Origin of the sequence: Gilliamella sp. B14448G11 (assembly GCF_016101765.1) — a bacterium.
Taxonomy (GTDB): Bacteria; Pseudomonadota; Gammaproteobacteria; order Enterobacterales; family Orbaceae; genus Gilliamella; species Gilliamella apicola_N.
Genome location: NZ_JACFPX010000018.1, coordinates 1 through 18617, shown reverse-complemented (window position 1 = coordinate 18617; position 18617 = coordinate 1). Strand labels below are relative to the sequence as shown.

The 18617-nt window shown below is 34.3% G+C and carries 19 protein-coding genes; 15 read left to right on the top strand and 4 right to left on the bottom strand.

Going from position 1 to position 18617, the window contains the following annotated elements; all coding sequences use genetic code 11:
* The first annotated feature begins 403 nt into the window (after nt 1–403).
* The 14 genes from H3S88_RS10830 to H3S88_RS10765 all read left to right on the top strand — a co-directional run bounded on the left by H3S88_RS10830 (nt 404) and on the right by H3S88_RS10765 (nt 14223).
* A complete protein-coding gene (locus tag H3S88_RS10830; protein WP_198228849.1) occupies nt 404–1003 on the top strand; it encodes a LemA family protein in 600 nt (199 codons plus the stop codon).
* A 5-nt stretch (nt 1004–1008) separates the two neighbouring features.
* Nucleotides 1009–1920, top strand: coding sequence for a YgcG family protein (locus H3S88_RS10825; protein ID WP_198228850.1), 912 nt, complete (start codon nt 1009–1011; stop codon nt 1918–1920).
* A gap of 340 nt (nt 1921–2260) precedes the next feature.
* On the top strand, nt 2261–2770 hold the full coding sequence (gene yceD, locus H3S88_RS10820) for a 23S rRNA accumulation protein YceD (protein ID WP_198228851.1): 510 nt from the start codon (nt 2261–2263) through the stop codon (nt 2768–2770).
* 4 nt (nt 2771–2774) lie between these two features.
* Nucleotides 2775–2942, top strand: coding sequence for a 50S ribosomal protein L32 (rpmF, locus tag H3S88_RS10815; RefSeq protein WP_198228852.1), 168 nt, complete (start codon nt 2775–2777; stop codon nt 2940–2942).
* A gap of 33 nt (nt 2943–2975) precedes the next feature.
* Nucleotides 2976–4022 (top strand): phosphate acyltransferase PlsX, encoded by a 1047-nt coding sequence (gene plsX / locus H3S88_RS10810; protein WP_198228853.1) that lies wholly within the window; start codon nt 2976–2978, stop codon nt 4020–4022.
* Between the two features lie 4 nt (nt 4023–4026).
* On the top strand, nt 4027–4980 hold the full coding sequence (locus H3S88_RS10805) for a beta-ketoacyl-ACP synthase III (RefSeq protein WP_198228854.1): 954 nt from the start codon (nt 4027–4029) through the stop codon (nt 4978–4980).
* Nucleotides 4981–5015: 35 nt separating this feature from the next.
* Nucleotides 5016–5951, top strand: a complete 936-nt coding sequence (fabD, locus tag H3S88_RS10800; protein WP_198228855.1) for an ACP S-malonyltransferase — start codon at nt 5016–5018, stop codon at nt 5949–5951.
* Nucleotides 5952–5970: 19 nt separating this feature from the next.
* Nucleotides 5971–6705: a 3-oxoacyl-ACP reductase FabG gene (gene fabG, locus H3S88_RS10795; protein WP_198228856.1), complete on the top strand. Its 735-nt coding sequence runs from the start codon at nt 5971–5973 to the stop codon at nt 6703–6705.
* Between the two features lie 149 nt (nt 6706–6854).
* Nucleotides 6855–7088, top strand: coding sequence for an acyl carrier protein (gene acpP / locus H3S88_RS10790; protein WP_034948180.1), 234 nt, complete (start codon nt 6855–6857; stop codon nt 7086–7088).
* Between the two features lie 146 nt (nt 7089–7234).
* The gene (gene fabF, locus H3S88_RS10785; RefSeq protein WP_198228857.1) at nt 7235–8479 is read left to right on the top strand and encodes a beta-ketoacyl-ACP synthase II; all 1245 of its coding nucleotides are present in this window, start codon (nt 7235–7237) and stop codon (nt 8477–8479) included.
* A 253-nt stretch (nt 8480–8732) separates the two neighbouring features.
* Nucleotides 8733–8981, top strand: a complete 249-nt coding sequence (locus H3S88_RS10780) for a hypothetical protein (protein ID WP_198228858.1) — start codon at nt 8733–8735, stop codon at nt 8979–8981.
* Nucleotides 8982–9156: 175 nt separating this feature from the next.
* Nucleotides 9157–12639, top strand: a complete 3483-nt coding sequence (gene dnaE, locus H3S88_RS10775; RefSeq protein ID WP_198228859.1) for a DNA polymerase III subunit alpha — start codon at nt 9157–9159, stop codon at nt 12637–12639.
* A gap of 249 nt (nt 12640–12888) precedes the next feature.
* A complete protein-coding gene (gene accA, locus H3S88_RS10770; RefSeq protein ID WP_198228860.1) occupies nt 12889–13848 on the top strand; it encodes an acetyl-CoA carboxylase carboxyl transferase subunit alpha in 960 nt (319 codons plus the stop codon).
* A gap of 6 nt (nt 13849–13854) precedes the next feature.
* Complete coding sequence (locus H3S88_RS10765; protein ID WP_232352577.1) at nt 13855–14223, top strand: diacylglycerol kinase; 369 nt, start codon at nt 13855–13857, stop codon at nt 14221–14223.
* A 111-nt stretch (nt 14224–14334) separates the two neighbouring features.
* Here H3S88_RS10765 and H3S88_RS10760 read toward each other — a convergent pair whose 3' ends face one another.
* The 4 genes from H3S88_RS10760 to metK form a co-directional block, all read right to left on the bottom strand.
* Complete coding sequence (locus tag H3S88_RS10760; protein WP_198228861.1) at nt 14335–15177, bottom strand: 23S rRNA (adenine(2030)-N(6))-methyltransferase RlmJ; 843 nt, start codon at nt 15175–15177, stop codon at nt 14335–14337.
* Nucleotides 15171–15545 carry a hypothetical protein gene (locus H3S88_RS10755; RefSeq protein ID WP_065737865.1) on the bottom strand — a complete coding sequence of 125 codons (375 nt, stop codon included), beginning with the start codon at nt 15543–15545 and terminating at the stop codon, nt 15171–15173. The genes H3S88_RS10760 and H3S88_RS10755 overlap by 7 nt, the downstream gene beginning before the upstream one ends.
* A 258-nt stretch (nt 15546–15803) precedes the next feature.
* The gene (locus H3S88_RS10750) at nt 15804–16307 is read right to left on the bottom strand and encodes a SprT family zinc-dependent metalloprotease (RefSeq protein ID WP_198228862.1); all 504 of its coding nucleotides are present in this window, start codon (nt 16305–16307) and stop codon (nt 15804–15806) included.
* On the bottom strand, nt 16291–17442 hold the full coding sequence (gene metK / locus H3S88_RS10745; RefSeq protein WP_198228863.1) for a methionine adenosyltransferase: 1152 nt from the start codon (nt 17440–17442) through the stop codon (nt 16291–16293). The genes H3S88_RS10750 and metK overlap by 17 nt, the downstream gene beginning before the upstream one ends.
* Nucleotides 17443–17655: 213 nt before the next feature.
* Between metK and murI the strand changes: the two genes are divergently transcribed.
* Nucleotides 17656–18480 carry a glutamate racemase gene (gene murI, locus H3S88_RS10740; RefSeq protein ID WP_198228864.1) on the top strand — a complete coding sequence of 275 codons (825 nt, stop codon included), beginning with the start codon at nt 17656–17658 and terminating at the stop codon, nt 18478–18480.
* Nucleotides 18481–18617 lie beyond the last annotated feature (137 nt).

Here is an 18617-nt window from a genome sequence, read left to right as displayed (position 1 = left end):
TTAACCAATTTATCTGAATTTTTGTTAATAAATTTTGTAAATAATAATAAATAATATTGCGATGTATATTTTATGTGTAATTAGGATTATACTTCGCAAATTTGATAAAAAAAGATATAATGTTTATAAACTATGTTAAGTAATGTAGATTTAGTTAGTAAATAACATTATCCGATTTACTTAAATAGTTAACGCAAAATTACTTTTTCTTGAAGTCTTTTCTTTACAATTTTTCGCTATCCTTATTATTTTTCCATACTAGGCTGTATTTATTTGTTGTTTTAAAAGCAAGTTTTAATACTAAGTAAAACGGCGAAATATATAGTTTTCAAATAGGTTATTTTATTTACTGTACATAATTTGTTGAGTTATCGATTAATTCAATTATTTATAAGGACTTATAATGAAATCAAAATCTTTATTAATTATTATTATATTACTTATTATTGGGGCTTTTATCTTTTTTAAAGACTATAACAATATTCAAAACCAAGATGAAGCAGTAGCCGCTTCATGGTCTGAAGTTGTTAATCAATATAAACGTCGAGCTGATTTGGTTCCTAATTTAGTCAATACCGTAAAAGGTTATGCTTCTCATGAAAAAGACGTTTTAACTCAAGTCACCGATGCTAGAGCTAAAGTCGGTTCAGTTCAAATTAATGCAGATCAACTTAGTGATCCTGTTTTATTTTCTAAATTCCAACAAGCACAATCTGAATTAAGTTCTGCGTTAAGTCGATTAATAGCAGTGAGTGAAAACTATCCTGATCTTAAAGCTAATACCCTTTATCAAGATTTAATGAGCCAACTTGAAGGTACGGAAAATCGTATTACTGTGGCGAGAGGAAGATACATTCAAACCGTCCAGAGTTTTAATAGTTATATTCGCAAATTACCGACTAAATGGGTTGCTGACATAATAGGGCAACAACCAAAACAACAATTTACTGTTGAAAATGAACAACAGATATCTAATGCTCCATCTGTCAATTTTGGGCAATAAGCATAATGAAAAAATATTATCTGATCTTTTGTTTACTGTTTTTTAGTATTGTAAGCTATGCATTAACTGAAATTCCAACATTTGATCATCGTGTTATTGATACATCACATACTTTAGAATCTTCGCAAATAGATGATTTGGAGTCAAGCTTGATTGGTTTTGAAAAGACGAGAACTGATGGTGCACAGATCGCTGTATTGATGATTAATAAACTCAATAATGAAACGATTGAGCAGTATGCCGATCGGGTGTTTATTCAGTGGAAAATAGGTAAAAAAGAGCAAGATAATGGCATTTTATTATTAATTGTTAAAGATGATAAGTTAATGCGAATTGAAGTTGGTTATGGGTTTGAAGGAACTATTACTGACTTAATTGCCAGCCATATTATTCGTGAACAATTAGCGCCACAATTTAAGAAAAATAACTATTATCAAGGTATACATGATGCGCTTTCAGTTTTAATTAGTAAATTGAATGATCCTCAACAAGTACCAGAAACTAATAATGATACTGATCTCAAAATGGTACTTGCTAGTGAATTTGGTGCTAATTTATTTAACTATGGGTTAGCATCCTTTTTTATATGTTTTGCTTTTGCAAGCTTATTTTCGATACGTTCCACTAAACGTAGAGCCACCAGAAGTTTAGGCACAGGTTTGTTAAATGGGATATCCGTTGGCGGTTTTACTTTGTTCAATGGTTATTCATTACATATTGTCTTGCCATTAATATTTTTAGCATTTGTGGCTAGTACGATTTTAAGTGGAATTTTAACTATGAGTAGTAGTGGTCGAGGTCGAGGAGGTGGTTTCGGTGGTGGCAAAGGTGGTGGTTTTGGTGGAGGTTCATTCGGCGGTTTTGGTGGTGGTGGTGGCGGCCGTAGTGGCGGTGGTGGAGCATCCGGAGGTTGGTAATAATAAATGGGATGTTTTATTTGCCTTATTTTTTAATTAATTCTTATTATTCGTTTTTAACAGTAATCAAGTTTTTCCTTCCTATATTCTATTTTTTGGATAAATAATAGTTAACGTAAATTTGATATTTAATATAAAATCAAATTTAACGATTATATTTTTGTTATGAACTAAATTATATAATCAGAATAAATATTAAGGTAATAATCAATAACTAAAACAAATTATCTTGTTTACGCCCATTGACGAAATCATGATTTAAAGGTAATATGCGCGCCTTACGGCATTGTGTAGTTTTTAACTATACTGAATAAAATTTTAAGGTAGATAAACATATCTTATGCTAAATAAATTGCCATTAACAATTGACCCGATTAAAGCAGCGCAAAAACGGCTTGATTATGTTGGATATTATCCTATTCAAGCTATAACTAGGGTTGATTGTCCAAAAAGTGATATTACATGTAGCTTATCTTTTGATTATGATGAGCAAAAACTTTGTGTTATCACAATTGATGCAAAAATGACGTTAGAGTTGATTTGTCAACGTTGTTTTAAACCTTTTATCACTGAAGTTCATGTGATGAATAAATTCAGTCCTGTTAAGAGCGATGCTCAAGCAGAGACTCTACCGGAACATTATGAGCCTGTTCTGATGAACGAGTTCGGCGAAGTAGAGATATTAGCGTTACTTGAGGACGAAATTATTCTTTCGTTGCCAATTGCGCCGGTACATGATAGTAAACACTGCGAAGTGTCTGAGGCAGATATGGTATTTGGTGAAATTCCTGCTGAGAATGAAAAACCAAATCCATTTGCAATTTTAGTTAGTTTAAAGAATAAGGGGTAAATCCATGGCTGTTCAACAGAATCGTAAAACTCGTGCAAAACGTGGTATGCGTCGTTCTCATGATGCATTAACTGTTTCTAATATCTCAGTTGATGAATCAGGTAAAACTCATTTACGTCATCACGTAACCGCTGATGGTTATTATCGTGGTCGTAAAGTGATTTCTAAATAATAACTATTTAATTAGAAATCCTCAGGTGACATTTTGGATAATCTAACCATTGCGTTAGATGCTATGAGCGGGGACTTCGGTCCTCGTATTGTTGTACCTGCAGCAATACAAGCACTAAATTGTTATCCTAACCTTTCTTTATTTCTGGTCGGCGATCCAACAGAAATCAATTTCTTTTTGTCTAAAGAAAATTCCCAACTTGTCACTCAATATCAATCAAAGAGTAGATTAAATTTGATTGAATCAAGTTCAGTAATTGCTAATGACATAAAACCTTCTTATGCAATTCGTCATAGCCAAGGCTCATCAATGCGAATAGCGCTTGAATTGGTTAAAGATAACAAGGCTCAAGCATGTGTGAGTGCAGGTAATACAGGGGCATTAATGGGACTATCAAAGCTGTTATTACACTCATTAACAGGAATTGATCGTCCTGCTTTAGTGGCTACAATTCCCGCTTTAAATAATCAAAATACCGTAGTATTAGATCTCGGTGCTAATGCTCAGTGTGATAGTGATATGTTGGTACAATTTGCAATAATGGGCGAAATCCTAGCAAAAACTGTGCTTAAGATAGAACATCCTCGAGTTGCATTACTTAATATTGGTGAAGAAGATATTAAAGGTTTGGATAAAATCCGAGCAGCAGCAGAGGTCTTAAAATCTAATGATCAAATTAATTATATTGGTTATTTGGAAGGTAATGAACTTTTAACTGGTAAAACAGATGTATTAGTATGTGATGGTTTTGTCGGTAATGTGACACTGAAAACTGTTGAAGGATTAATTAAAATTTTTATGTCTTCATTTAAATTATCTTTAGGTCGCCATTCATTTTTCATAAAATTATTAAGCAAATGGCTACAAAGGATGATTACAAAAAATTTTGGTTATTTAGATCCTGGGCGTTATAATGGAGCTTGTTTGCTTGGACTCCGAAGTATTGTGATTAAAAGTCACGGTAGTGCCAATCAAAAATCATTTTTTGCAGCAATTGAACAAGCTATTTTGGCAATACAAACAAATATACCAGAGAAGATTGCAATGAGCCTTTCTTCCGCATTACCCAAGAGCGAATAATTAGATGTATACAAAGATTTTAGGAACAGGGAGTTATCTTCCAAAACAGATAAGAACTAATACTGATCTTGAAAAAATGGTCGATACTAGCGATGAATGGATTACAACGCGAACAGGTATCAAGGAAAGACGCATTGCTGAACCAAACGAAACTGTTACAAGTATGGCTTATGAAGCAGCTATAAATGCAATAGATATGGCAAATATCAACAAAAATGATATTGGCATGATTATTGTTGCAACAGCAACTTCAGCCAATGCTTTTCCTAGTTCTGCAACAGAATTACAAGCTAAACTAGATATTGATGATGTCGTTGCGTTTGATGTGTCGGCTGCCTGCTCAGGATTTGTTTATGCGCTTGATATCGCAGATAAATACATTAAAAGTGGTGCTGTTAAATATGCATTAGTCGTTGGTTCAGATATGTTAACACGAGGTGTTGATCCAAATGACCGTGGTACTATTATAATTTTTGGTGATGGTGCAGGTGCGGTTGTTGTTGGGGCATCAGATGAACCTGGTATTATTGCTTCACATCTTCATGCTGATGGGCGTTATGGTGACTTGTTGAAGTATCCATATGTTGATCGTCGTAATATGAATGATCCTGTTTATATGACTATGCATGGTAACGAAGTGTTTAAAGTTGCTGTTAAAGAACTTTCAAATTTAGTTGATGAGCTTTTAATGGAAAACTCATTTAATAAAGCAGATCTAGATTGGCTGGTGCCACATCAAGCTAATTTAAGAATTATTTCAGCAACAGCTAAACGTTTAGATATGGATATGAGTAAAGTTATTGTCACATTAGATAAACAGGGTAATACTTCCGCAGCTTCTGTTCCTTGTGCTTTAGATACAGGTGTGCGAGATGGGCGAATTCAACGAGGTCAACTAATTCTGTTAGAAGCTTTTGGTGGTGGCTTTGTTTGGGGTTCTGCACTAATTAGATTTTAATTTATGCTCTATTTTTAATGATCAAGGATTTAATAATGACCAAATTTGCAATGGTATTTCCAGGACAAGGTTCACAAACTGTCGGCATGTTAAAAGATCTTGCTGATAATTATCCAATTGTGAAATCAACTTTTGCGGAAGCCTCTGAAGTACTCGGTTATGATTTATGGGCCTTAATACAAACTGGCCCGGCAGAAGAATTAAATAAAACATGGCAAACGCAACCAGCATTACTTGCCTCATCTGTAGCTATATATAGAGTATGGCAAAGCGAAAATGGTTCTGAACCCGATTTTATGGCAGGACACAGTTTAGGTGAGTATTCAGCTTTAGTTTGTGCGGGTGTGATTGATTTTAAAGATGCGATTAAACTTGTTGAGTTGCGGGGAAAATTAATGCAAGAAGCCGTACCAAATGGTACAGGTGCTATGTATGCAATTATTGGATTAGATAATGACTCAATTCGTCTTGCATGCGAACAAGCGGCGCACGGACAAGTTGTTGCACCGGTGAATTTTAATTCTCCTGGTCAAGTTGTTATTGCAGGTAATAAAGAAGCGGTTGAGCGAGCAGGTGCTTTATGTAAAGAGGCGGGAGCTAAACGAGCATTACCTCTTGCAGTGAGCGTACCTTCACACTGTGCTTTAATGAAGCCTGCGGCGGATAAATTAGCATCAACCCTAAATAGCATCACGTTTAACGCACCAAAATTTGCCGTAATTAACAACGTTAATGTCAAAGTTGAATCTGCAGCTGACAATATTAAAGGAGCTTTAATTGCTCAGCTTTATAGCCCAGTACGCTGGACTGAAACAGTTGAAGAAATGGCTAATCTAGGTGTAACATTGTTAGTGGAAATGGGGCCTGGTAAAGTATTAACAGGCCTAACTAAACGTATTGTCGACACGCTGTCTGGTTGTGCTGTCAATGATAAAGCTTCATTAGATGCCGCATTGGAAATTACTAAATAAAAGATAAAAAGAGGTAAATATGAACCTATCAGGAAAAATTGCTTTAGTCACTGGCGCTAGTCGTGGCATTGGTAAAGCAATTGCAGAAAAACTTGTTGCCTGTGGCGCAACAGTCATTGGAACAGCGACAACAGAAAATGGTGCTGAGGCTATTAGCCAATACTTAGGCCAAAATGGTAAAGGATTAGCCTTAAATGTTACTGATGAAGCATCAATTGAATCGGTAATTAGTACAATCAAAGCTGAATTTGGTGATATTGATATTTTGGTTAATAATGCTGGCATTACTCGTGATAATTTGTTAATGCGAATGAAAAATGATGAATGGCAGGATATTTTAGATACAAATTTAACTTCTGTTTTCCGTTTATCTAAAGTATTAATGCGTACAATGATGAAAAAGCGTTATGGCAGAATTATAACTATTGGTTCAGTAGTTGGTACTATGGGTAATGCAGGGCAGGCTAATTATGCCGCAGCTAAAGCTGGACTAATTGGCTTTAGTAAATCACTTGCCCGTGAGGTAGCTTCAAGAGGTATTACCGTTAATGTTGTTGCGCCCGGCTTTATTGCAACAGATATGACAGCAGCTTTAACAGATGAACAAAAAGCATTAACATTGGCACAAGTTCCAGCAGGGCGTTTAGGTGAACCAACTGAAATTGCAAATGCAGTAGCATTTTTAGCATCAGATGAAGCATCTTATATTACTGGTGAAACTTTACATGTCAATGGTGGCATGTATATGGTGTAATTGATTAGAATAGTGTAAAATAAGCCAATATTTTAACATTAAGCTTAAAAAATAAGCAATTGGGTTGAAAAATGATTTGCATCTTTTTCAACATTTTATAAACTTACATTCACCGCCACTTTGGCGATTTTTATAGGAAAAAAAAGAGTATGAGTACTATTGAAGAGCGAGTTAAGAAAATTATTGTTGAGCAACTTGGTGTGAAAGAGGAAGAAGTTAAAAATGAATCTTCTTTCGTTGAAGATCTTGGTGCTGACTCACTTGATACAGTTGAGCTAGTTATGGCTTTGGAAGAAGAATTTGATACTGAAATTCCTGATGAAGAAGCTGAAAAAATTACAACTGTACAATCAGCAATTGATTATATTACTGCAAATCAGTAAGGTTGCAGAGTTTTTTAATAGGCGGTCAAGTGATCGCCTAGTTCGTATACTTATCTTTAATTTTATAATTTGAGAATATTGAACGAAAACTTAAAATAAATTTTCAATGATTCAAATTTCATTTCAATCCTTTTCTGGAGGACAATGTGTCTAAACGCAGAGTTGTTGTCACAGGAATGGGCATGATATCTCCAGTCGGTAATACAGTTGAATCCACTTGGCAAGCACTTCTAGCTGGTCAAAGTGGTGTTGAACTCATAGAACACTTTGATACTGCCCCTTTCGCAACGCACTTCGCCGCTATGGTTAAGAACTTTGATGGCGAAAATTATAATATTTCACGTAAAGATGCGCGTAAAATGGATTATTTTATCCAATATGGTATTGCCGCAGGTATACAAGCAATGCAAGATGCTGGTATTGAAATAACGGAAGAAAATGCAGAACGTATTGGTTGTGCTATTGGTTCTGGTATTGGTGGACTTGGATTAATTGAAGAAAATCACAGTGCATTAGTTAATGGTGGACCAAGGAAAATTAGCCCGTTTTTTGTGCCATCTACAATTGTTAATATGATTGCAGGACATCTATCCATTATTTATGGATTAAAAGGACCAAGTATTGCTATTGCTACAGCTTGTTCTTCAGGTGTTCATAATATAGGGAATGCTGCGCGCATGATTGCTTATGGTGATGCTGATGCAATGCTAGCTGGTGGTGCAGAAAAAGGAAGTACTCCACTTGGTATTGGCGGGTTTGGCGCAGCTCGTGCATTATCTACAAATAATGATAATCCTAAAGGTGCAAGTCGACCATGGGACAAAGATCGAGATGGTTTTGTGCTTGGTGATGGTGCGGGTATTATGTTCTTAGAAGAATATGAACATGCAAAAAAACGTGGCGCTAAAATTTACGCTGAATTAGTTGGATTTGGTATGAGTAGTGATGCATATCATATGACCTCACCACCACCAGATGGCAGTGGTGCGGCGTTAGCTATGAAATGCGCACTTCGTGATGCAGGAATAACTCCTGAACAAGTGGGATATATTAATGCTCATGGTACATCTACACCAGCTGGTGATATAGCTGAAACGCAAGCGGTTAAAAGTATTTTTAAAGAAAATGCTAATAAAGTAATGGTTAGCTCAACTAAGTCAATGATTGGTCATTTACTTGGTGCAGCAGGTGCTGTTGAGTCAATTTTTACTGTGCAGGCATTACATGATCAATCTATTCCACCAACTATTAATCTGGATAACCCAGCTGACGGTTGTGATCTTGATTATGTACCTCATACCGCTCGTCAAGTTAAGAATTTAGAATATGCACTTTGTAACTCCTTTGGTTTCGGTGGAACCAATGGTTCAGTGTTATTTAAAAAAATGTAATTCTATTTTGCTTTCCCATCACTATAAAAAGTGATGGGAGTGAGAAATTCCTTTCTATATTACTGCTTAATAATGGTTAAAATTATCTAGATAAAAAGGTCAATGTGTCTAATTTTAAAATATTTTCTGGCTTTAGATTTGAAAGTATAGGCTATCTGAGGCTCATGCAATCCATAATGGTTTTACTGCATTAGAATCAACGCGTGATTATTGGCATGGTGAAAAAATCGCGATAGGTACCTTAGCAATTTTAATGTTGATAGACAGCGATCCAGATATGATTGATACTGTTTATACATTTTGTGCATCAGTTGGATTACCAACAACTCTTTCAGAAATAGATTTAATTGATGTTAATTATGATGACTTGATAAAAGCAGTTTTATTATCTTGTGCTGAAGGTGAATCGATCTATAACTCACCTGCTGAAGTTAACCCAAAAAAAGTATTTTCCGCAATAAAAGTATTAAATGCAGAACGATTACGTCGTAAAAAACATTAAAAACTCTATTTAGATTATGTTATCTACAGTTAAAAAGTTCTCGTTGATATTGCGTACGGGAATTTCTATTATTACGACTTTATATAAATTTGTGCATGTAAACAGAATAAGAATATTCATCTTGCTTGTGTTATAATGCAAACCAATTTTTATATCATTTTTATTTCTGGTAATTATGGCAGAACCCAAATTTATTCATCTTCATCTACATAGCGATTTTTCCATGATTGATGGAATTGCTAAAGTCGGTACATTAGTTAGTGAAGTGAGCAAATTACAGATGCCAGCTTTTGCGATCACTGATTTTACAAATCTTTGCGGACTGGTTAAATTTTATGGTTCTGCAATGTCCAAAGGAATTAAACCTATTATTGGTGCCGATTTAGTTATTAAAAATCCTCAACTATCAGATGATATCTATCAGTTAACATTATTAGCTGCAACAAATGAGGGATATCAAAATCTTACTTTATTAATTTCTAAAGCTTATCAGCGTGGCTATATTGGTGATATGCCTGTAGTAGATCAACAATGGCTGGTTGAGCATAGAGCAGGATTAATTGTTTTAGCTGGAAGAGAAAGTGATATTGGTATTGGCATTACTCGTAATAATCAGGCAATAATTGATAATGGAATTAATTTTTATTTTGAAAATTTTCCTAATCATTTTTATTTTGAACTGGTACGAACGGGTCGTACTAATGAAGAATTATTCATTCATACGGCCGTAAAACTTGCCGAACAACATCAATTACCTGTTGTTGCTACCAATGATGTTAGATTTTTAAAATCCTCAGATTTTGAAGCTCATGAAATTCGTGTGGCCATTCATGATGGTAATACACTTGAAGATCCTAATCGCCCTAAAAACTACTCGTCTCAACAGTATCTTCGTAGTGAACAAGAAATGTGTGACCTATTTTCGGATATTCCTGAAGCTTTGGCAAATAGCGTTGAAATAGCAAAACGATGTAATGTTACAATTCGACTTGGTGAATACTTTTTACCTAAATTTCCAACTGGAGATATGTCAACTGAAGATTTTTTAGTATATAAATCAAAAATCGGTTTAGAAGAAAGACTTGAATTTTTATTTCCCGATCCTGAAACAAGAAAACAAAGAAGATCGGAATATGACGAACGCTTGGAAACAGAATTAAACGTCATTAATCAGATGGGCTTTCCTGGCTATTTCCTGATAGTTATGGAGTTTATTCAATGGTCAAAGGATAATGATATTCCTGTCGGACCTGGACGTGGATCTGGTGCGGGCTCTCTCGTTGCTTATGCTTTAAAAATTACTGATTTAGATCCGTTAGCTTTTGATTTGCTGTTTGAACGTTTCTTGAATCCCGAACGTGTTTCAATGCCTGACTTTGATGTCGACTTTTGTATGGAAAAACGCGATCTGGTTATCGACCATGTTGCTGATATGTACGGTCGGGATGCTGTTTCACAAATTATCACTTTTGGTACGATGGCAGCTAAAGCGGTAATACGTGATGTCGGTCGAGTACTAGGACATCCTTATGGATTTGTTGATCGTATTTCTAAATTAATTCCACTTGATCCAGGAATGACTCTAGCAAAAGCTTTTGAAGTTGAACCTCAACTCCAAGATTTATACGATAATAATGAAGAGATTAAATCATTAATTGACATTGCACGTCAATTAGAAGGGGTCACACGAAATGCGGGTAAACATGCTGGTGGGGTGGTGATTTCACCGACTAAGATTACGGATTTCGCACCAATTTATTGTGATACAGAGGGAAATCATCCTGTAACTCAGTTTGATAAAAATGATGTTGAATATGCTGGACTGGTAAAGTTTGACTTTTTAGGACTACGTACATTAACCATTATTAATTGGGCAATTAAAATGATTAATGAACGTCAGTTGAGAAATGGTCAGCCGCCAGTTGATATCAATCGTATAGAACTTGATGATAAAGATTCTTTTGAGTTGTTGTTAAAAGCCGAAACAACAGCTGTATTCCAGCTGGAATCTAGAGGAATGAAAGATTTGATTCGGCGTTTAAAACCAGACTGTTTTGAGGATATGATAGCGTTAGTAGCACTGTTTCGTCCTGGTCCACTACAATCTGGCATGGTAGATAATTTTATCGATCGTAAACACGGTCGGGAAGATGTTTCTTATCCCGATATAAAATACCAACATGAGTCATTAAAACCAATATTAGATCCAACCTATGGTATTATTTTATATCAAGAACAAGTTATGCAGATCGCTCAAACCTTATCTGGTTACACGTTAGGTGGGGCCGATTTATTGCGTCGAGCTATGGGTAAGAAAAAACCTGAAGAAATGGCAAAACAGCGCTCTGTGTTCAAAGAAGGAGCAGAAAAACAAGGTGTTGATGGCGAACTTGCGATGCGTATATTCGATTTAGTTGAAAAGTTTGCTGGTTATGGATTTAATAAATCTCATTCTGCTGCTTATGCACTTGTTTCTTATCAAACATTGTGGTTAAAAACACACTATCCGGCTGAATTTATGGCAGCAGTGATGACGGCTGATATGGATAATACTGACAAAATCGTTGGTTTAGTTGATGAATGTTTAAGAATGGGATTAAAAGTTAATCCTCCTGATATTAATAGTGGTCTTTACCATTTTCATGTGAATGATAAGGGTGAGATTGTTTACGGTATAGGTGCTATAAAAGGGGTTGGTGAAGGACCAATTGAAGCTATTGTTGAAGCTCGTAACAGTGGAGGATATTTTAAAAATATCTTTGAACTTTGTGCCAGAACAGACATGAAGAAAATCAATCGCCGGATACTTGAAAAGCTAACTATGGCTGGAGCTTTTGACAAATTAGGACCACATCGAGCAGCAATTTTACATAGTATTAATGATGCGATGCAAGCCGCAGATCAATATGCCAAAGCCCAAGATATCGGACAAGAAGATATGTTCGGTGTTTTAGCCGAGGAGCCAGAGCAAGTTGAACATGCTTATGCTGCAGTTCCCGAATTACCTGCTCAAGTATTATTAGATGGTGAGCGAGAAGCATTAGGACTATATTTAACAGGCCATCCAGTAACTCAGTATTTAAAGGAATTGAATCGTTATTCCGGAGGGTTACGAATAAGCGAGGCTTCTCCTACTGGTTGGGGAAAACTTGCAACTTTTGCAGGTATAGTTGCTGATGCTAGAGTTAGGATAACTAAAAAAGGTAATAAGATTGGTTTGTTTACTCTAGATGACCGTTCTGGTCGTATTGATGGCATGCTGTTTGCCGATTCTTTGGAAAAATTCGGGCATCTACTCGTAAAAGATAAAATTCTCATTGTGTCAGGACAAGTTAGTCACGATGATTTTAATGGTGGACTCAAAATGTCAGTACGAGATATTGTAGATTTAAAAGATGCTCGAGCAAAATATGTAAAAGGTCTTGCTATTACATTAACTGAAATTGAAGCTAATCGTTCAATATTACAACGATTACAACAAATTTTTGAACCTTATCGTCATGGAAGTGTACCAGTTAATTTATATTATCATCGTGATGATTCTGTAGTTCGTATTCAATTTGGTACTACATGGCGAATAATACCAGAAGATGCTTTAATTGTAGAATTAAAAACATTACTTGGTAACGATCGCATTGAATTTGAGTTTGACAAATAATAACTAAATAATTACCTATCAATTGAGTGTTATTGATTTAAAAGATCAGATCAATTAAAGTCACTATTATTAAAAATTAGTGACTTTATTTTTAGATAATTGAAGTAAATTGATATAAATATTGGTGACTTCAATAAGTATTACATAGTAGAATTGACTTAATTTTATCTTAAGAAATAGTCAGTATACTGTAGTTAATGATGTATTTTTTAGGAAATACAAATAAAATAAGAGGCAATCATAAGCGTTATGAACAATTTTTTGGAATTTGAAAAGCCGATAGCGGAATTAGAAGCAAAAATTAATTCCTTAAAGAATATTGATTCTCAACAAGTTGAATTAGATCTAAATTTAGATAAAGAGATTAAACAATTAAATCGAAAAAGCCGTGAGTTAACAAAAAAAATATTTGCAAACCTATCGCCCTGGGATGTAGCACAATTAGCTAGACACCCCAATAGACCCTATACACTAGATTACATAAAAGAGATTTTCACTGATTTTGATGAGTTGGCTGGTGATCGTGCATATGCCGATGATAAAGCAATAGTTGGTGGTATCGCTCGTATTGATGAACGTACAGTTATGGTTATCGGACATCAAAAGGGACGAGAAACCAAACAGAAGATATATCGTAACTTTGGTATGCCTGCTCCAGAAGGTTATCGCAAAGCATTAAGGCTAATGCAATTAGCGGAGCGTTTTAAATTACCTATTATTACTTTTATTGATACTCCTGGCGCATATCCTGGAATTGGAGCGGAAGAACGCGGCCAAGCTGAGGCTATTGCCAGAAATTTGCGAGAAATGTCACGTCTTAAAGTACCTACAATTTGTACTGTTATTGGTGAAGGTGGGTCTGGAGGTGCACTTGCTATTGGCGTATCAGATAAAGTTAATATGATGCAATATAGTACTTATTCAGTTATTTCGCCTGAAGGTTGTGCATCTATTTTATGGAAAAGTGCTGATAAAGCATCTGTAGCGGCTGAAGCAATGAACATGACCGCTGATAAATTACTTAAACTAAATCTTATTGATGCAATTGTACCGGAGCCACTTGGTGGGGCGCATCGTGATTATGCAAAAGTAGCTGCATCATTAAAAAAACAATTGCTTAGTGATCTTGATGAACTTGAAAATATGGATTTATCGGCTTTACTTGAAAGAAGATTTCAACGATTAATGAATTATGGTTATGTGAGATAATTTATAATGGAAAAATCGACAGGATTACAGCGCATTGTTAATGCCACAAAGTATTCTCTAAAAGGTTTTAAATCTGCAATTAAATATGAAACGGCATTTCGACAAGAATTAATTTTGTTATTGGTAGCTTATATTATAGTTATGTTAATTGATTTTACCATTTATGAGCGAATTTTATTACTTGGCTCAATAGGTTTTGTTATGATTGTAGAATTACTTAACAGTGCTATTGAATGCGTTGTCGATCGAATCGGTAGCGAAAGACATGAATTATCTGGACGAGCAAAGGACTATGGTTCTGCGGCAGTATTTATGTCTCTGTTATTGACTGTTATTTTATGGATTTATCTATTTTCTTGTCATTTTTTCTCTTAATATTACTTAAACGTGGTGTTTTCTTGAAACATCTAGACAAAAAGTAAATTTACTATAGACATTCATATTAAAAATGCGAGATCGTTACTCGCATTTTTAATAAAATTGATATTATTCCGAAACCAGCTCTTTCGCAATAAAACTACCAGTTTTCTCAACATCTAAGGTATTTTTTAGCCATGGTAATATTGTTTGCATTTGTTCATGTAATTTCCATGGTGGATTAATCACTAGCATTCCTGAAGCAGTCATACCTTTCTGATTATTATCTGGTTTTATTGCTAATTCAAATTGTGAAATTCGTCTAATTCCTAATTTAATAATACTATCAATCATTTTTTGAGTTTGTGTTCGTGATACAACTGGATACCAAATTAGATAAACACCCGTTGCAAAACGTTTATAAACTTCAAATAATGCTTTAGGTATTATTTGATAATCGTCTTTAATTTCATAAGACGGATCAATTAAAATAATCCCACGACGAAACTGATGTGGTAGCTTAGATTTTAATTGTGCAAAACCATCTTCACGTAACACTTTTGCTCTTTTATCTTTACTAAATTCCTGACGTAATAATGGATAATCTGTAGGATGTAATTCTGTTAAATTAAGCTTGTCTTGTTGTCGTAATAATTGTTTAGCAATTAAAGGTGATCCTGGATAATATTTTAACTCACTAAAAGGATTATACCTTTTTATTACAGATAGATAAGTGTTAAGCAATTCCGGTATATTAGGTTGTTGCCATAGCAGATTAATCCCTGATAAATATTCTCCAGTTTTTTCCGAATGCTCACTTTTCAACAAATATCTACCAGCGCCAGAATGTGTATCTAAATATAAAAAAGGTTTTTCTTTTTCTTTTAATGCGTTGATGCATAATGTTAATACAATATGTTTTAATACATCTGCATGATTTCCTGCGTGATAGCTATGCCGATAGCTTAACATGACTTATTTAACCTCTTTTGTTCATTTTTCTGCATATAGAAAGTTGTTAATGCTAAACTTAAAAGACATGGTATTTCCATCAACTCTTCAATTAGATCTTTTCGAGTAGGTTCTAAAACTAAAAATTCATATCCTAAACGTCTATGTTCAGCAACGTCAGCAATACCTAAAAAAAGAAATGCAAAAAATAAATGCCAAACGGGAATTGTCTCATATTTATATCGACGAACTATTTCTTGACGAATAGTTGGCAAAAATATAGTTAATAATGGGATTGCAATGATAATACTGGCAATAATTTTATAATAAATACGGGGAACATCAGGGAAAAAATCCCGTCCCCAGCTAATGCCTCGACCAAAAAGCATAAACCACCAAAATATTGTCCAAATCCAGAATTTAAAAAGGGTTGTATGATTCTTAACGCTTTTAGCATAATGATATGTGTAACAACACATAAATAATAAGAATAATGACTGTAAATGTTCAACTAAGCTAACAGTTAAGTTATTGTATAACGGAAGCCAAAAGTTACCTGTAATATATAGAAAAATGCTCAGAATCACAATAAACATAGAGCTTTTGTAAAAGTGTGTATCAAATTTAGGCATAATTTATTTTAATAATTAAATAATATTTTTAAGTTTAAGTATAGTACCGCATTTACGACATTGATAACTAGTTTTATTCTTTTTAATTTTATTATGTCTTATTGGTGATAAATAATGTTCTTGGCAATCACATATATATACATACTCGTAACGTTTAAAATTAAAATTATGGGTAACTTTAGGGGGCTTCTTCATTATTTCTGACATGATATATTGCCATTCTTTACCATGAGGTTTTACTTTTCCATAGATTTGAAAGGTAATAAGATGAGCTAATTCATGAGGAACAACCTCCTCAATAAAATTTTCCCCATTTTCACAAAGCATTGTGATGTTAAGTTGAATTTCCCAACAATTTAATACTGCACTACCTGCAATGCTGCCTTTTGATTTATAACTAATTTTTGGTTCTTTATATTCAGTGTGTAGCAGGCGATTGGCTTGAAGTAAGTATCCTCTTAAACAAGCCATTACCTGATTATGTAAATAAATTGGTATGCGTTTATAATCCTGCTGCATCGCGAAGTAGTGCTGCTTTATCGGTTTTTTCCCAAGGAAATATATCCCGACCAAAATGACCGTAGGTTGCAGTTTTTTGATAAATTGGTTGAATCAGATCAAGCATTTGAATTAGCCCATAAGGTCTTAGATCAAAAAATTCTTTGATTAACGAGACAATTTTATCGTGTCCAATTTTCTCAGTACCAAAAGTATTAACATAAACAGAAGTAGGGTTAGCAACACCAATTGCATAAGAAATTTGCAATTCACATTTATCAGCAAGCCCTGCTGCCACAAGATTTTTAGCAACATATCTTGCTGCATAAGCCGCTGAGCGATCAACCTTTGAAGGATCTTTTCCTGAAAAAGCTCCACCACCGTGATGGGCTGCACCACCATAAGTATCTACAATGATTTTTCGACCAGTTAATCCACAATCTCCCATTGGACCCCCAATAACAAATCGCCCAGTTGGATTAATAAAATATTTAGTTCTTGAGGTTAACCATTCGGCAGGCAATGTCGGTTTAATGATTTCCTCCATTACTGCCTCTTGTATAACCTTTTGTTCAATTCCATCCGAATGTTGGGTTGATAAAACGATTGTATCGACCCCTTTTATTTGTCCATTTTGATAAATTAATGTGACTTGGCTTTTTGCATCAGGTCTTAACCATGGAAGCGTACCATTTTTTCTTACTTCAGCTTGGCGGCGCATCAAATCATGAGCATAGCTGATTGCTGCAGGCATTAGATTAGGCATTTCATTAGTTGCATAACCAAACATAATACCTTGGTCACCGGCACCTTGTTCCAATGGATCTTCTCTATCTACACCTTGATTAATATCGGGAGATTGTTTACCAATTGCATTTAATACAGCACAAGAATTTGCATCAAATCCCATTTCTGAACTGGTATAACCAATATCATTAATTGTTTTTCTTGTTAATTCTTCTATATCTACCCAAGCAGAAGTCGTAATTTCACCGCCAACTAATGCCATACCTGTTTTTACATACGTCTCGCAAGCAACGCGAGCCTTTGGATCTTGCTTTAAGATTGCATCAAGTACGGCATCAGATATTTGATCGGCAATTTTATCTGGATGACCTTCTGAAACAGATTCAGATGTAAATAAAAATTCTGACATAGAATACCTTTTGACTTAATTGTGTTTAGTAATCGAAATATAATACCTAATTTCTGGTAATCTATTTTAGCAGTTTTACCATCTAGACGTCTATCTTAATAACTATAAAATATTGAATAAATTTTGATACAGATAAAATTACTTGCATTAATTTCTATTCAATTTACGATATTGTGCGTTTTCTATTTATTATCTAATAAAGTTTAATTTAATATGAATATTATAAAACAATCTCCTGTGGTGTTAGTGTTTGATTCTGGCATTGGTGGATTATCTGTTTATAATGAAATTTACAATAAAATGCCTAATGCGCGGTATATTTATGCGTTTGATAATGAAATGTTTCCTTATGGTGATAAATCTCCAGAGTTTCTAGTTAATAGAGTTAATTCTGTTATAAAAACCATTACTAAGTTTCAACAAATTGATTTAGCGGTTATTGCATGCAATACTGCTAGTACAATTTGCCTACCTAGTTTGCGCGCTAAATTTCTTTTTCCTATAGTGGGTGTAGTTCCTGCTATTAAACCTGCAAGCTTACTAACAAAAAATAAGTGCATAGGATTATTGGCAACAAAAGCAACCATTGAAAGGGCTTATACAACAAATTTAATTAAACAATATGCTAATCATTGTTCAGTTAAATTATTAGGTCTATCTGAATTAGCACTTATAGCAGAAAATAAATTACAAGGTATTGCTGTAGATATGCAACATTTAAAAGAGTTGATGCATCCATGGCTCAGTTTACAAACTATTCCTGACACAATTGTTCTTGGATGTACTCATTATCCTTTTATTAAAGAAGAGCTGCAGATGATTTTTCCTCAAGTAAACTTTATTGATTCAGGTTATGCAATTGCAACACGGGTATATAATTTATTAAAAGATAAATATGAGGTAGACAAAATATCTTCATTTAATAAAGCAAATATCATATTAAGTACGACTTATAATCAGTCCGTTGAAAAATTAATCAAAAAATTAACTGAATATAATCTTGATAAATATCAAAGTTTTAATGTTTTTGGTGTTTAAAGGTTGTCCAAACGAATAAATATTTGAACTTTTTTGCTTGCCAAAAAAAATGAAGTGCCTATAATGCGCATCCACTGACACGGCGTCAGCGATAAGCAGACGAAAAAGGTGTGAGTGAGCAAGGTCAAAAATTTTGA